The organism is Pseudomonas sp. NPDC077451 (genome assembly GCF_044543345.1).
Lineage (GTDB): Bacteria > Pseudomonadota > Gammaproteobacteria > Pseudomonadales > Pseudomonadaceae > Stutzerimonas.
This window is the reverse complement of record NZ_JBITVX010000006.1, coordinates 56,312-69,978: the sequence shown is the minus strand read 5'-3', so window position 1 is coordinate 69,978 and position 13,667 is coordinate 56,312. Positions and strand designations below refer to the sequence as shown.

The window sequence follows — 13,667 nt, the reverse complement described above, 5'->3', positions numbered from 1 at the left end:
TTCCCCGGAGCACGCTCGCCCTACCCTAAGACCTCAGTACTGACTGATCGTAGGGTGGGCTTTAGCCCACCAGTCGCACACGCATCTACGTCGCGATCAGGCCTCCTCGATCAACCAGTCCAGCCGCCAGCCGCCTTCGCTCTGCCCGAGCAGCTTAGCCAGCCAAGGCAGCAGCTCACGCAGCTCTTCCTCCAGCCCCCACGGCGGGTTGCTGATAGCCAGGCCCGAGCCGTTGAGTCGCAGGGCGTCATCAGTCGGATGGACGTACAGCTCAGCGCGCAGCAATTTGGGTGCGCCGCTGCGTGACAGGTCTTGATAGAAGCGCTTGAGCTGCCGCTCATCCTTGATGGGATACCAAATCACGCCGATGGTCTGGCGCATGCGTCCCAGCGCTTCCTTCAGCGCCGTCACGCAGCGGCTCAGCTCGTCGGCCTGCTCGAATGGCGGGTCGATGAGCAGGACAACGCGTTTTTCGGCGGTCGGCATCAAGGCGCGCGGCACGTGCCAGCCCTCGCCCAGGTGCACCGCAACACGGTGGTCACCGGACATATTGTCCTTGAGCAGGCGTCCGTCCTCAGGGTGCTTTTCGTTGAGTTGCAGGCGATCCTGCGGGCGCGTCAGCTGGCGCGCCAGCTCCGGCGAGCCGGGGTAGTAACGCAGCTGACCGCTTGGATTGAGCGCACGGATCACATCCAGATACCCCTGCGCCATTGCCGGGACATCCTCTGCCTGCCACAGCCGCGCGATGCCCTGCAGCCACTCGCCGGTGCGGCTGGCCTGGTCACCGGACAAGTCATACAGGCCGACGCCGGCATGGCTGTCGAGATAGGCGAACGGCGCATCCTTGCGCGCAAGCATGGCGAACAGACGGGACAAGACGAGGTGTTTGAAGACGTCGGCGTGATTGCCGGCGTGAAAAGCGTGGCGGTAATTCATCGGGCACTCCTGAAGAGCGCACAGTCTAACTGCGCCGAGCCGCGATTCGCAGAGCCTGGGACGAAACACCCGTTGACCAGGGGTACGAAATCTCGACAAACGGCTGCTACAGTGACCCACCGCTATCCAACCAGGACGCTCCGATGGACATTCGCGACCTTTTGCAGATCACCCTACCCATCATCCAGGCGCCGATGGCTGGCTCGCAGAACCATCAACTCGCCGCCGCAGTTTCCGAGGCCGGCGGGCTGGGCTCGATCCCTGCCGGGATGCTCAACCCCGAGACCCTGGATGCCGAGCTGACCGCCATGGCCGCGCTGACGCGCAAGCCCTATAACGTCAATTTCTTCTGCCATCAGACACCCGCCGACGACCCCGCACGTACTGAAGCCTGGCTGGCATTGCTGGCGCCTTTTCTGAACGAATTCGCGATCGACCCGGCGAGCATTCCGGGCGGCGCAACCCGTCAGCCTTTCGACGCCGCGATGGCCGAAGTGGTCGAGCGGCACCGTCCACTGGTGGTCAGCTTTCATTTCGGCCTGCCTACGCGGGACCTGCTAGAGCGAGTCAAAGCAACCGGTGCAAAGATCCTCTCCAGCGCCACGACGCTGGAAGAAGGCCGCTGGTTGCAGGCGCACGGTGTCGACGCGGTGATTGCCCAGGGCGTCGAAGCCGGGGGCCATCGCGGCATGTTTCTAAGCGATGACATCAATGGTCAGGTCGGCACCTTTGCCTTGCTGCCGCAGCTGGTTGCCGCACTGGACGTGCCTGTGATCGCCGCCGGCGGGATTGCCGATGCCCGCTGCGTAACCGCCGCGCAGGCGCTGGGCGCAGCGGGAGTGCAGGTCGGCACCGCTTATCTGCTATGCGACGAAAGCCGCGCCAGTCAGCTGCACCGCCAAGCCTTGCAGAGCCCCTTTGCCGAGCACACTGTTTTGACCACCTTGTTCTCCGGGCGGCCAGCGCGCGGCATCGTCAATCGCCTCATCCGCGAAGTGGGCGCTCGGCCAGAAGCCGTGCCGGCGTTTCCGCTGGCAGGCAACGCCATCGGCAGCCTGCGCGCCGCAGCCGAGCCTCTGGGCATCGATCATTTCTCACCCCTATGGGCGGGGCAGAACGTCAGCGGTTGCCAGCCGATTCCGGCGGCGCGATTGACCGAGGCGCTGGCGGCCGGCTGGAAGAATTAAGCGACAATCAGGGCTGCGCCAGGCGTCGGACTGGGTCCATTGTCGCGGCGTAGCGCGTAAACTGGCCCGACCTGCAGATGAGCGGATCGGATATGACCGTGCTGACAAACACACTGGTATTTCTCGCCACCCTGGCCGGTATGGAGCTGTTCGCTTGGTGGGCGCACAAGCATGTGATGCATGGCTGGGGTTGGGGCTGGCACAAGTCGCACCATGAGCCGCGCACCGGCTGGTTCGAGAAGAATGATCTGTATGCAGTGGTATTTGCCGGGGTCGCTATCCTGCTGATCGCGCTTGGCACGGCGGGCTATGGCCCGCTGGAATGGATCGGCGCCGGCATGACGGCCTATGGCTTTCTATATTTCGTCGCCCATGACGGCCTGGTCCACCACCGCTGGCCGCTGCGCTACGTACCGCGCAAGGGCTACCTCAAGCGTCTCTATCAGGCCCACCGCCTGCACCATGCGGTAGAGGGCAAGGAGCGCTGCGTGTCCTTCGGCTTCCTCTACGCGCCGCCGCTTCCGGTGCTCAAGCAGCAGCTGCGCGAGCTGCATGATGGTCCGTTGCACAAGACAAACGCTAAGCCCGACGGGGACGTTTCCAGAGGGAATCAGGGCGCGGCGTGAGCTGCATCCGACGCGAAGCCAGCGCCAGCAGTCCCCCGCCCAGCAGAAACTGCAATTTCTGCGCGCTCGTCGTCGACACCCGCGTGTCCCAGGCCGCTGCGCCGCGCGCTTTCACCTCCACACCGATCTGCCGATAGACCCCATGCGCCGTTGCAATGGACCAGGCCGAACGCAGTGGCAGGTCGCGCAAACCCTGCGAGGCCGATAGGTAGTAAGGCTCGGCTAGATCGACCAGACGGGCCGCCAGCAGCGCCAGCGCAGGCCGGTTGTGTGGCAGGCCGATCTCATCGGCCGGAATGCCTGCTTCCGCGAGCCAATCGGCCGGCAGATAGACGCGACCGATTTCCGCGTCCTCGACGATATCGCGAGCGATATTGGTCAACTGAAACGCCAGCCCCAGGTCGCAGGCCCGATCCAGCGTCGCCTCCGCTTCAGCGCCCATCACTTTCGCCATCATCAGGCCCACCACCCCGGCGACGCGGTAGCAGTACAGCAGCGTGTCCTCGAGAGTCTGGTAGTGATACTCCTGCACATCCATGCGGAAGCCCGCGAGATGTTCCAATGGGTATTCTCGTGGTATCTGGTGGCGCTGAACCACTTTCTGAAACGCAGCAAAGGCCGGATCGCTCATTGGCTCCCCGGCATAGGCGCGCTCGGTCAGGTCCACCAGCTCGGCCAGCCGCGCTTCACCGGTGGAGCGATCACCCTCGACCTGGCCGTGCCCCAGCGTCTGGCCATCGATCACGTCATCACAATGCCGGCACCAGGCATAGAGCATCACCGCGCTCTGGCGGGTGCGTTCGTCAAACAGCTTCGCCGCTGCCGCAAAGCTCTTGGAGCCGACATTGATCGCCTGCGTCGAGTGATCGATGACCTTATCGTTCATCCGGCCTGCTCCTGCGACATGAAGTCCTCCAGCATCAGGCCGGCCGTGGCCTTGGCCGAACCCACCACACCCGGCACGCCTGCACCGGGATGCGTGCCGGCACCGACGATATAGAGGTTTGGAATCACATCATCACGGTTATGCGGGCGGAACCACGCACTCTGGGTGAGGATCGGCTCCAGCGAAAATGCCGAGCCCAGATGGGCATTTAGCTCGTCACGAAAATCGTGCGGCGTGAAGATCCGGTGGGTCACCAGGTCGTCGCGCAAGCCCGGAATGTAGTGACGCTCAAGGTATTCAAAGATGCGGTCGCGGTACTTGGGCCCTTCCACTGCCCAGTCGATATCCGCGGTGCCCAGGTGCGGCACCGGGGCCAACACGTAATGGCTGGCACAGCCTTCCGGCGCCAATGATGGATCGGTCACGCAAGGCGCGTGCAGGTACAGGGAGAAGTCATCAGCCAGGGTTTCGCGCTTGAAGATCTCGTCAATCAGCTCACGGTAACGTGGACCGAAACACACCGTGTGATGTTGCAGGTGTTCATGGCGGCGCTTGAGGCCGAAATGAATCACGAACAGTGACATGGAAAAACGCTTGCCGGAGAGCCGCTTGGCCTCTTCACGACCACGCTGTTCGTGGCCGAGCAGCTGCTTGTAGGTGTTGACCACATCGGCGTTGGAGGCCACCGCATCGGCGTTGAAACGGCGCCCATCCCACGTGGTCACCGCACTCGCCCGACCACCAGCCAGCTCGATGCTCGCCACCTCGGCATTGAGCTCCAGCTTGCCGCCGAGGTCTTCGAACAGCTTGACCATCCCTTGCACCAGCGCCCCGGTGCCGCCGCGCGGAAACCAGACACCGCCCTGGCGCTCCAGCGCGTGGATCAGCGCATAGATGGACGAGGTTTCAAAGGGGTTGCCACCGACCAGCAACGAATGAAAGGACAGCGCCTGGCGCAGCCGGTCGTTCTCCACGAACTTCGAAACCATGCTGTACACATTGCGCCAGGCCTGCAATTTTGCCAGCTGCGGCGCGACGCCGATCATGCTGCGAAACGACAGGAAGGGTACGGTGCCGAGCTTGACGTAACCCTCTTCATACACAGCACGGGAATAGGCAAGAAAGCGCTGGTAGCCTGCGACATCCCTTGGATTCAACGCATGAATCTGCCGGTCCAGTTCGACCTGATCGTTGACGTAATCGAAGCTGTAGCCATCCTCCCAACACAGCCGATAAAACGGGCTGACCGGCAACAGCTCGACGTAATCGGCCATGCGCTTGCCCGCACCGGTAAACAGCTCGTCCAGCGCAGGAGGGTCGGTGATCACCGTCGGGCCGGCGTCGAACGTGAAGCCCTGATCGTGATAGACGTAGGCGCGGCCGCCCGGCTTATCGCGCTTCTCCAACACCGTAGTCTGAATGCCGGCACGCTGCAGCCGAATCGCCAGAGCCAGCCCACCGAAACCGGCACCAATCACCACGGCCCGCCTCACACCGCCTGTTTGTTCGTTCATCATTTGTCCTTGTGGTGCAGGTTGCCAGCGGCGAGCGCACGCAGCGCTTCACCCACCGGCACGGGAGGTTTGCCCGAGACGATGCGCAAGCGGTCCCAGGTGGTCAGGTTGGCCGCGTAGAAGCGCTGAATCAGCGGTTCACGCAAGCGGTAGAAACGCTGCATGACCGCCCAGCGGCGATCCGCCGGTCCGGCCATGAACAGCATGCGATTAAGCAATCTGAAGAACCCACGTTGACGCCATTGCTGCATCGAATAGCCGCGAATCGCGGCAAACAGGCTGTCGGCATCCCAGCGATTCAGCGCGACCAGGTGATCGGCGAGGCGCACCGCGTCAGGCAGCGAGTAGCCTGTAGTGGGATGAAACAAAGCGGCGGACAGCCCCGTCTGCGGTACGCCGCGCGCCTCATCCCAGAACGCCGGCAAGTCACCTGATAGCACGATGGGCAGCACGCCCTGTTCTTCTCGCAACAGTTCGGCGATGACCCAGCCACGCTCGCTGGCATAGCGGGCAATGTTGTCGCGCAACGCACCAAGCGAAACGGCATCGCCATCGGCGTAGTAGGTGTCTTCGATCAACAGGGTGTCGGCGCTGAGCGGCAGCACATAGACGAACCGGTAGCCATCCTGCTGAGCGACGCTGGCGTCCATGATGATCGGCTCCAGCAAGCCGTGCGGCTGATGTAGGCGTAGTTCCTGGCCAAGGAATTTCTGGAAGCCCAATGCCAGCTGACCGCTTCGACGGACCCCTCGCCCGTCGATTACCGCGCCAGCCCGTAACACTTTGCCGCACGCCAGCCGCACCTGCCGGGGCTCTACCTGCGTGACAGTGGCGTTCAGACTTACGCCGTCAGCCAGCTCCGACATCAGCAACTGATGGAATCGATGGGAAAAGATGCTGGCATAGCCGCTGCCCAAACGGCGTTGAATATCCGGGAAGATCACCTCGTAGCCAGGCCAGCGATTGCCCACCAGCGGCTCCAGCCAGGTCCGTTGGGCTGGCGTCAGGTCGTGTTCGTGAAAGGACCAGGTATGGTTGCCGCCGAGGGTTTCGCCCTGCTCGATGACCAACAACCGCAAATCCGGACGCGCCTGCCGCAGGCGCAGGGCCAGCAGCCCGTTGGCCAGGCCGCCGCCGACGAGGATCAGGTCCGCATCAGCCATGTTCGGCCCTCTGCAACGCCGGCGATTCGACGCCGAGTGCTGCCTCGATCAGTTGAGCTGCCCGCGGCGCCCCACCGGCAGCACGAACCTCGTCGCCCAGAAGTCGGGCGCGCTGAGCGAAATCGGGCTCGCGCAACAATCGACGCAGGCCCTGCACGATCCGTCGGCGACTGGCCAGACGCGGATCGAGCTTCAAGCCAACGCCTGCATGCACCACCCGAGCGGCTACGCCGGGCTGATCGAAAGCAATCGGCAACGCCAGGCTCGGCACCCCTGCTTCCAGCGCGTCGAGTACGGTATTGAGCCCGGCATGGGTGACTACGGCATCGGCTCGCGCCAGCACCGCACGCTGGGGTGCGAAATCGGTAACCCAACTGGCGCCGGCCTTGAGCAGTCGTTGCTCCTGGCGCCAATCAAGCCGCCCGCAATGCGCGATCAGCAGTTGTACATCGAGGTCGCGGCACGCCTCGGCTATCCGCTGGAACAGGCCGAAGCGATCGCCTTGCAGGGTGCCCAGCGAGGCGAACACAAATGGCCTGCCGGTAGCGACCGGAATAGTCATCGCCGGCTCGTCGGTCAACGCCGAGCGCAGCGGGCCGATGCCGTGGAAATAGCCAGGCAGGGCGGTACGTGGAAAATCGAAACCGGGTGTGGTCTGGCTCAACTGCAACAATGGCGACAGGCATTCATCGAGGCGCTGGCGAGGCGGCAGACCGAACGCGGCTGCATGGCGCGAGATAACCTTGGCGTGCGCCTGCATCGCCCGGTCATAGACGCCACTACTGTGCAGATTCAACTGCTCGCCCCAGGGCGTCGCACGATAGCGCCAAGGCATGACCGGAAGCGGCACCAGCGCCTCACGGTTGACTGGCAAGGCACAGGCCACCGACACGAACGGCAGCCCCAGGTACTCGGCGACAAGCCCACCACCCGGCTCCATCTGGTCTGCAATGACGCACTCTGCGCCGATGGAGCGAAGCACGGCAGGTGCCTCTCGGCAAAACATATCGGTTGCCGAAGCCATATCGGCGATCACCCGGCGTATTCCCCAGGGCCCGCCGGGGCGTGCCGCACGGTCGATCACCGCCCTGAGCGAGCCAGGCGGATGCGAGCCCGCGCCGACCTGGGCAAAACCCAGTCGAGGGTGGCGCAATATTGCGGCGACATCGGCCTGCTGCACGACCGTCACCCGGTGCCCGCGAGCCAACAACTCAGAGGCGAGCGCTTCCATCGCCCGCACGTGGCTGTGGAAAGGCGGTGCGATCACGGCAAAATGAATCATTGAAACGAACCTCGCCGGCTGGCAGAGCAGCAAACCTGACGACACATCACAGCTTGGACGGGTCGAAGGGTGCCAGGAGCGGCGCTTTGGCCAGCTCCGCCAGATTGGCCGAGCCCGTACAGAAGCAGGCAATGCGCAGCTGCTCGATCAGCACCTGGAAATGCTCGACCACGGCTTCTGGTCCGATCAGCGCTGCGTCCAGCACGCCGGCAGCCTGCCCCACCAGATTGGCGCCGAGACGAATCGCCTTGGCCGCATCTATGCCGTCACGAATGCCGCCGGATGCGATGAGCTGAGCAGCGGGGCACGCGCGGCGAACAGCCGAAATCGCCTGCGCGCTGGGAATGCCCCAGCCGGTGAACGCTTTGGCAATGGCGCGCTGCTGCGGATCGAGGGTTCGTTCGGCCTCTACCGCCGCCCAGCTGGTACCGCCGGCACCGGCGACGTCGATTACCGACACGCCGGCATCGAGCAATCGCTGCGCCACCCTCGGAGAAATGCCCGCCCCCACCTCTTTGGCTACCAACGGCACCGGCAAGCGCAAGGCCAGTGCCTCGAGCGCCGCGTACACGCCTATCCAGTCCCGATCACCGCCAACCTGCACCGCTTCCTGCAACGGGTTCAGATGGATGATCAGTGCATCGGCCTGAATCATGTCGACGGCTCGCTGCGCCTCATCCAATCCGTAGCCGGCAACCAGCTGCGCCGCTCCGAAATTGGCCAGCAAAGGGATGGACGGCGCGAGTTCGCGCAGCTGCCGGGTCAGCCCCTGATCGGCATCGGTTTCCAGTGCGATTCGTTGCGAGCCCACCGCCAGGGCAATCCCCAGCACCTCGGCGGCCTCGGCCAGGTTTCGATTGATCTGAGTTGCCCGCGCCGCGCCGCCCGTCATCGAGCTGATCAGCAGGGGGGCTGAGAGGGGTCGGCCGAACAGCACGGCGCGAATATCGATGTCGTCGAGACGCAACTCCGGAACCGCGCAGTGCTCGAAAGTCAGGGCAGCGTAGCCTGGATCGACAGCGGAACAGGCGCGGCGCGGGTCGAGAACGATGTCCAAGTGGTCGTTCTTACGTTCCGCAATAGTTTCTTTAGTCATGCAGCGCCTCGTTCGATGACCTTATGTGGACGGTAGTGGTCATTAAAAGTGCCAAGACTTATACACTCTGTACAGGTATTGTCACGATATCTAACGAAAAACGATACAGGAGGTCGTCATGGCCATCGCTTTGCCGGACACGCACCACGACTTCGGACAGACAGTCAGTACGCTGCGTGCACAGGTTGACGAACGGCTTGGCCAGTGGCTACCGCTAGCGCCCCCGCAAGATGCCATCGCCACCGCCATGCGCGAAGGCACCCTCGCGCCGGGCAAGCGTGTCCGCCCATTGCTGCTGCTATTGACCCTCAAGGATCTGCAGCAGGACGCGACGGCCTTCGATGCCGGCCTCGACCTGGCTTGCGCCCTGGAGATGGTGCACGCCGCCTCACTGTTTCTTGATGACATGCCGTGCATGGACAACGCCGAGCTGCGCCGTGGCCGGCCGACCATTCACCGTGAGTTCGGCGAAGACGTCGCGGTCCTCGGATCGGTCGCCCTGCTCAGCCAAGCATTCAGCATAGCCGCCTCGACAGCCAGCATCGACGCGTCGACGCGCAATCAGCTGGTGCGCCTGCTGTCGCAAGCTACCGGCGCGCAGGGCCTGGTTCGCGGCCAGTTTCACGATCTGCGTGAGGGGCAACGCGCCCGCCCGCTCGAAGCCATCGCCCATACCAACCGCCTGAAGACCTGCCCGCTTTTCACGGCTGCGGTGGAGTCCGCTGCGCTGCTGGCCGATGCCAGCGCGAGCTGCACGCGCCATCTCAACGGTTTTGCCACCGAACTCGGGCTTGCCTTCCAGCTCCTCGACGATCTGGCCGATGGGCTCAGCCCTCAGCAGATCGGCAAGGATTCCGGCAAAGACGCTGGCAAAAGCACCGTGGTCGCCCTGCTCGGCCCCGAGGCGGCGCGCCAGCACATCGAAGAACATCTGGCACGTGCCGAACAGCATTTGATCGACGCAGGCATCGGCGACGGTCACCTGGCACAGCTGCTCGAATATTTCTGCGCGAAGCCACACTAAGCCCGCCCAGGCAACCCCCAGAAGACGCTGCTGTGTCGACCCATCACTCGAATGTATGGTGCTAGGCAGCCGTCTCGCCGGCTCCTTAGACTCGAGTGCATGTAAACGGAGGAATTTTCCATGCCCGAGACTCTGCTCTGCCCGCGTAACCTGGCATTCGAACTCTACGAAGTACTCGACGCCGAAGGCTTGACCCAGCGCGAACGCTTTGCCGACCACAGCCGCGAAACCTTCGACGCGGCCATCGACACCGCCCGCAGCATTGCCGAGAACCTCTTCGCCCCGCACAACCGCAAGGCAGACGAGAACGAGCCGATCTACAAGGACGGCGAAGCGGTGCTGATTCCGGAAGTGAAACCTGCTGTCGATGCGTTCATCGAGGCCGGCTTTCACAACGCGTCGCGCAGCTTCGACGATGGCGGCATGCAGCTGCCCAATCTGCTTTCACGGGCCTGTTTCGCGCACTTCCAGTCGGCCAACATTGGCACCTCGTCATACCCGATGCTGACCATGGGCGCGTCGCACCTGATCGAGGTGTTCGGCAGTGACGAACAGAAACAGCGCTTTCTCCAGCCCATGCTCGAAGGCCGCTTCTTCGGCACCATGGCGCTGACCGAGCCGCACGCCGGCTCTTCCCTGTCCGACCTGCGCACCCGTGCCGAGCCTGCCGGTGACGGCTCCTACCGCCTGAAGGGCAACAAGATCTTCATCTCCGGTGGTGATCATCCGCTGTCGGAAAACATCGTGCACATGGTCCTGGCCAAGCTGCCCGACGCCCCGCCCGGTGTGAAAGGCATCAGCCTGTTCATCGTCCCCAAGTTTCTGGTCAACGATGACGGTAGCCTCGGCAAGCGCAACGACGTGATCCTGGCTGGGCTGTTCCACAAGATGGGCTGGCGCGGCACTACCTCCACGGCGCTTAACTTCGGCGACAACGGCAATTGTGTTGGCTATCTGGTGGGTGAGCCGCACAAGGGACTGTCGTACATGTTCCAGATGATGAACGACGCGCGCATCGGCGTTGGCATGGGCGCGATCATGCTCGGTTACGCCGGCTACCTGTACTCGCTCAACTACGCGCGGGAACGGCCGCAAGGCCGCCTGCCAGACGGCAAGAACCCGGCATCTTCGCAGGTCCCGATCATCCAGCACACCGACGTCAAACGCATGCTGCTGATGCAGAAAGCCTACGTCGAAGGCGCCTTCGATCTCGGCCTCTATGCCGCGCGTATCGTTGACGAAGAGCAGACCGCTGGGACCGAGGAAGAGCGCAAGAGCGCCCACGAGCTGCTGGACCTCCTCACCCCGATCGTCAAATCCTGGCCTTCGGAGTACTGCCTTAAAGCCAACGAGATGGCCATTCAGATCCTGGGCGGCCATGGCTACACCCGTGAGTACCCGGTTGAGCAGTACTACCGCGACAACCGGCTGAACCCGATTCATGAAGGTACGCACGGCATCCAGTCACTCGACCTGCTGGCACGCAAGCTGACGCAGAACGGTGGCGCCGGGCTGCGCCAGTTGCTCGGTCTGATCCAGGGTACCTGCAAGCGCGCGGGCGAGTTCAGCTCGCTGGATGCGCTGCGCCAGCCGTTGGAGCAGCTCCTGGCGCGCCTGACCGAGGTCACCCAAGCGCTGCTCGGCGACCTGATGGCTGGCAAGATCAACCAGGCACTGGCCAATTCAGCGCTGTACCTCAAGGTATTCGGTCACGCCGTGATCGGCTGGCGTTGGCTGGAGCAGGCGATTCGCGCCGAACAGGGGCTGGCGAAGGGCAACGAGGCGGACGTCGATTTCTATCGCGGCAAGTTGCAAGCTGCACGCTACTTCCTGACGTGGGAAGTGCCGAGCTGCCATCACGAACTGGATCTGCTGGCCGGTCGTGACGACACCTGCCTGACCATGCAGGAAGACTGGTTCTGACCTGGCGCCCGACACGTTGTACGTGTCGGGCGGCCACAATCATTCAAGTCGCTGTTTATCGGCGCCACCTCCTTATCCGAAACGCCCGTCGCTCCGCCGGGCTTTTTTGACAGCACGTCAAAACCGCGGGTTAGAATCGCTGGCATGCAGCCTGCATGCTTGCCAGCAGCACTAACCTTCGGAGAGCGCGTTTGGATATCGGCAACATCAACCAACTGTTCTTTGTCGGTGCTCTGTTGGTTGCGGCGAGCATCCTGATGAGCTCTCTGTCGACACGTCTCGGCGTGCCGATCCTGGTCATCTTTCTTGCGGTCGGCATGCTCGCGGGCGTCGACGGTATCGGCGGCATCGTCTTCGACGACTACTCGCTGGCCTTCCTGATCAGCAACCTGGCCCTCGCGATCATCCTGCTCGATGGCGGCATGCGCACCCGCGCCGCCACCTTCCGCGTCGCACTCTGGCCGGCGTTTTCGCTGGCAACGGCCGGGGTGGTCGTCACGTCCGGCCTGACCGGTCTGGCTGCAGCCTGGCTATTCGATCTACCCATGATGCAGGGCTTGCTGATCGGCGCCATCGTCGGCTCGACGGATGCCGCCGTGGTGTTCAATCTGCTGAACGGCCGCGGCCTCAACGAACGGGTCGGTTCAACATTGGAAATCGAGTCGGGCAGCAACGACCCGATGGCGATGTTTCTGACCGTCGCACTGATCGACATGCTCGCCTCCGGCCAGACCGGCTTTGGCTGGGGCTTCTTCATCAGCCTGCTGCAACAGTTCGGCATCGGCACCCTGCTTGGCTTGTCCGGCGGCTGGCTGCTGCTGTATCTGATCAACCGGCTATCGGTTGCCGATGGCCTCTACCCGCTGCTGGCAGTGGCCGGCGGCATCATGATCTACGCATTGTCCGGCGCCATCGGCGGTAGCGGCATCCTCGCGGTCTACGTCTGCGGTCTGCTGCTGGGTAATCGCCCCATCCGCAACCGCCACGGCATCCTGCACATGTTCGACGGCCTCGCCTGGCTCAGTCAGATCGGCATGTTCCTGGTGCTCGGCCTGCTGCTCACACCCAGCGAGCTGCTGCCCATCGCCCTGCCGGCGCTGGCACTGTCGTTGTGGATGATTCTCTTTGCCCGTCCGCTGGCGGTGTTCATCGGGCTGGCACCGTTTCGCAGCTTCCACCTGCGTGAGCGCCTGTTCATTTCCTGGATCGGCCTACGCGGCGCAGTGCCGGTGATTCTTGCGGTATTTCCGCTGATGGCCGGGCTGGAGAACGCCCAGTTGTTCTTCAACGTGGCGTTTTTCATCGTGCTGGTTTCGCTGCTGCTTCAAGGCACCACGCTGACCTGGGCGGCGAAGAAGGCCAAGGTCGAGGTGCCGCCCTCTCCGCTGCCGATCTCCCGCGCTGGGTTGCAGATTCACACGACCAGTCAGTGGGAACTGTTCATCTATCGCCTGACCGCCAAGAAGTGGTGCATCGGCGCCGCGCTGCGCGAATTGAAGATGCCCACTGGCACACGCATCGCAGCCCTGTTCCGCGGCAAGGCACTGCTGCACCCATCGGGCAGCACGCGCCTGCAAGTCGACGACATCCTTTGCGTCATCGGCCATGAAGAAGACCTTCCGGCGCTCGGCAAGCTGTTCAGCGAAGCCCCGCAGCGCGGCCGAGACATGCGCTTCTTTGGCGACTTCATACTTGAAGCGGAAGCCGAGATGAGCGCCCTTGCGGCCCTGTATGGCCTGAAACTGGGCGAAGTCGACGGCAGTCAGCAGATCGGCGACTTCATGGCCGAACGCGTCGGCGGCAAGCCAGTAACGGGCGATCAGATCGAATGGAACGGCCTGACCTGGACCATAGCCGCCATGGAGCATGGCCAGGTGCGCAAGGTTGGCCTGAAGTTTCCCGAGGGCAACAAACCCGGTCCATCGCTGCATTTCTGAAGCGCTGTACAGCCGCGACGCACCGAGCCAGAGCGTTCCGATCTATGGGCTCGCCTCGGCCTTCTGCAGCCCTTAGACTCCGCACTCTTTTCT

The 13,667-nt window shown here is 63.4% G+C and carries 11 protein-coding genes; 5 read left to right on the top strand and 6 right to left on the bottom strand.

Translation table 11 applies throughout. The annotated features are described in order from the left end of the window. Positions 1-96 precede the first annotated feature (96 nt). Entirely contained in the window at positions 97-936 is an 840-nt protein-coding gene (locus ACIGHL_RS11705; protein ID WP_216707059.1) for a 23S rRNA (adenine(2030)-N(6))-methyltransferase RlmJ, read from the bottom strand. Between the two features lie 143 nt (positions 937-1,079). On the opposite strand from ACIGHL_RS11705, the gene ACIGHL_RS11700 reads away from it, so the two are divergent. Beyond that, positions 1,080-2,123, top strand: a complete 1,044-nt coding sequence (locus tag ACIGHL_RS11700) for an NAD(P)H-dependent flavin oxidoreductase (protein WP_128121650.1) — start codon at positions 1,080-1,082, stop codon at positions 2,121-2,123. Positions 2,124-2,215: 92 nt separating this feature from the next. After that, on the top strand, positions 2,216-2,749 hold the full coding sequence (locus tag ACIGHL_RS11695) for a sterol desaturase family protein (protein ID WP_046161698.1): 534 nt from the start codon (positions 2,216-2,218) through the stop codon (positions 2,747-2,749). Here the strand turns inward: ACIGHL_RS11695 and ACIGHL_RS11690 are convergent. Genes ACIGHL_RS11690 through fni form a run of 5 tightly spaced genes read right to left on the bottom strand, consistent with a single transcriptional unit; the run spans position 2,703 to position 8,690 of the window. Next, a complete protein-coding gene (locus ACIGHL_RS11690; protein WP_128121649.1) occupies positions 2,703-3,635 on the bottom strand; it encodes a phytoene/squalene synthase family protein in 933 nt (310 codons plus the stop codon). The genes ACIGHL_RS11695 and ACIGHL_RS11690 overlap by 47 nt on opposite strands. After that, the gene (locus ACIGHL_RS11685; protein WP_128121648.1) at positions 3,632-5,149 is read right to left on the bottom strand and encodes a phytoene desaturase; all 1,518 of its coding nucleotides are present in this window, start codon (positions 5,147-5,149) and stop codon (positions 3,632-3,634) included. The genes ACIGHL_RS11690 and ACIGHL_RS11685 overlap by 4 nt, the downstream gene beginning before the upstream one ends. After that, positions 5,149-6,312 (bottom strand): lycopene beta-cyclase CrtY, encoded by a 1,164-nt coding sequence (gene crtY / locus ACIGHL_RS11680; protein WP_128121647.1) that lies wholly within the window; start codon positions 6,310-6,312, stop codon positions 5,149-5,151. The genes ACIGHL_RS11685 and crtY overlap by 1 nt, the downstream gene beginning before the upstream one ends. Further along, complete coding sequence (locus ACIGHL_RS11675) at positions 6,305-7,594, bottom strand: glycosyltransferase (RefSeq protein WP_128121646.1); 1,290 nt, start codon at positions 7,592-7,594, stop codon at positions 6,305-6,307. The genes crtY and ACIGHL_RS11675 overlap by 8 nt, the downstream gene beginning before the upstream one ends. Before the next feature lie 46 nt (positions 7,595-7,640). Beyond that, positions 7,641-8,690: a type 2 isopentenyl-diphosphate Delta-isomerase gene (fni, locus tag ACIGHL_RS11670; protein WP_128121645.1), complete on the bottom strand. Its 1,050-nt coding sequence runs from the start codon at positions 8,688-8,690 to the stop codon at positions 7,641-7,643. 118 nt (positions 8,691-8,808) lie between these two features. Between fni and ACIGHL_RS11665 the strand changes: the two genes are divergently transcribed. From ACIGHL_RS11665 to ACIGHL_RS11655, 3 genes are all read left to right on the top strand, one after another. After that, positions 8,809-9,714 (top strand): polyprenyl synthetase family protein, encoded by a 906-nt coding sequence (locus ACIGHL_RS11665; protein ID WP_128121644.1) that lies wholly within the window; start codon positions 8,809-8,811, stop codon positions 9,712-9,714. A 120-nt stretch (positions 9,715-9,834) separates the two neighbouring features. After that, positions 9,835-11,637 (top strand): acyl-CoA dehydrogenase, encoded by a 1,803-nt coding sequence (locus ACIGHL_RS11660; protein ID WP_128121643.1) that lies wholly within the window; start codon positions 9,835-9,837, stop codon positions 11,635-11,637. A 191-nt stretch (positions 11,638-11,828) separates the two neighbouring features. Beyond that, positions 11,829-13,574, top strand: a complete 1,746-nt coding sequence (locus ACIGHL_RS11655) for a potassium/proton antiporter (RefSeq protein ID WP_216707058.1) — start codon at positions 11,829-11,831, stop codon at positions 13,572-13,574. Positions 13,575-13,667: the final 93 nt, after the last annotated feature.

Coding starts and splice junctions, on each gene's coding strand:
- ACIGHL_RS11695 (WP_046161698.1), top strand. CDS start 2,216: ATGACCGTGCTGACAAACACACTGGTATTTCTCGCCACCCTGGCCGGT.
- ACIGHL_RS11685 (WP_128121648.1), bottom strand. CDS start 5,149: ATGAACGAACAAACAGGCGGTGTGAGGCGGGCCGTGGTGATTGGTGCC.
- ACIGHL_RS11675 (WP_128121646.1), bottom strand. CDS start 7,594: ATGATTCATTTTGCCGTGATCGCACCGCCTTTCCACAGCCACGTGCGG.
- ACIGHL_RS11665 (WP_128121644.1), top strand. CDS start 8,809: ATGGCCATCGCTTTGCCGGACACGCACCACGACTTCGGACAGACAGTC.
- ACIGHL_RS11660 (WP_128121643.1), top strand. CDS start 9,835: ATGCCCGAGACTCTGCTCTGCCCGCGTAACCTGGCATTCGAACTCTAC.
- crtY (WP_128121647.1), bottom strand. CDS start 6,312: ATGGCTGATGCGGACCTGATCCTCGTCGGCGGCGGCCTGGCCAACGGG.
- ACIGHL_RS11700 (WP_128121650.1), top strand. CDS start 1,080: ATGGACATTCGCGACCTTTTGCAGATCACCCTACCCATCATCCAGGCG.
- ACIGHL_RS11690 (WP_128121649.1), bottom strand. CDS start 3,635: ATGAACGATAAGGTCATCGATCACTCGACGCAGGCGATCAATGTCGGC.
- fni (WP_128121645.1), bottom strand. CDS start 8,690: ATGACTAAAGAAACTATTGCGGAACGTAAGAACGACCACTTGGACATC.
- ACIGHL_RS11705 (WP_216707059.1), bottom strand. CDS start 936: ATGAATTACCGCCACGCTTTTCACGCCGGCAATCACGCCGACGTCTTC.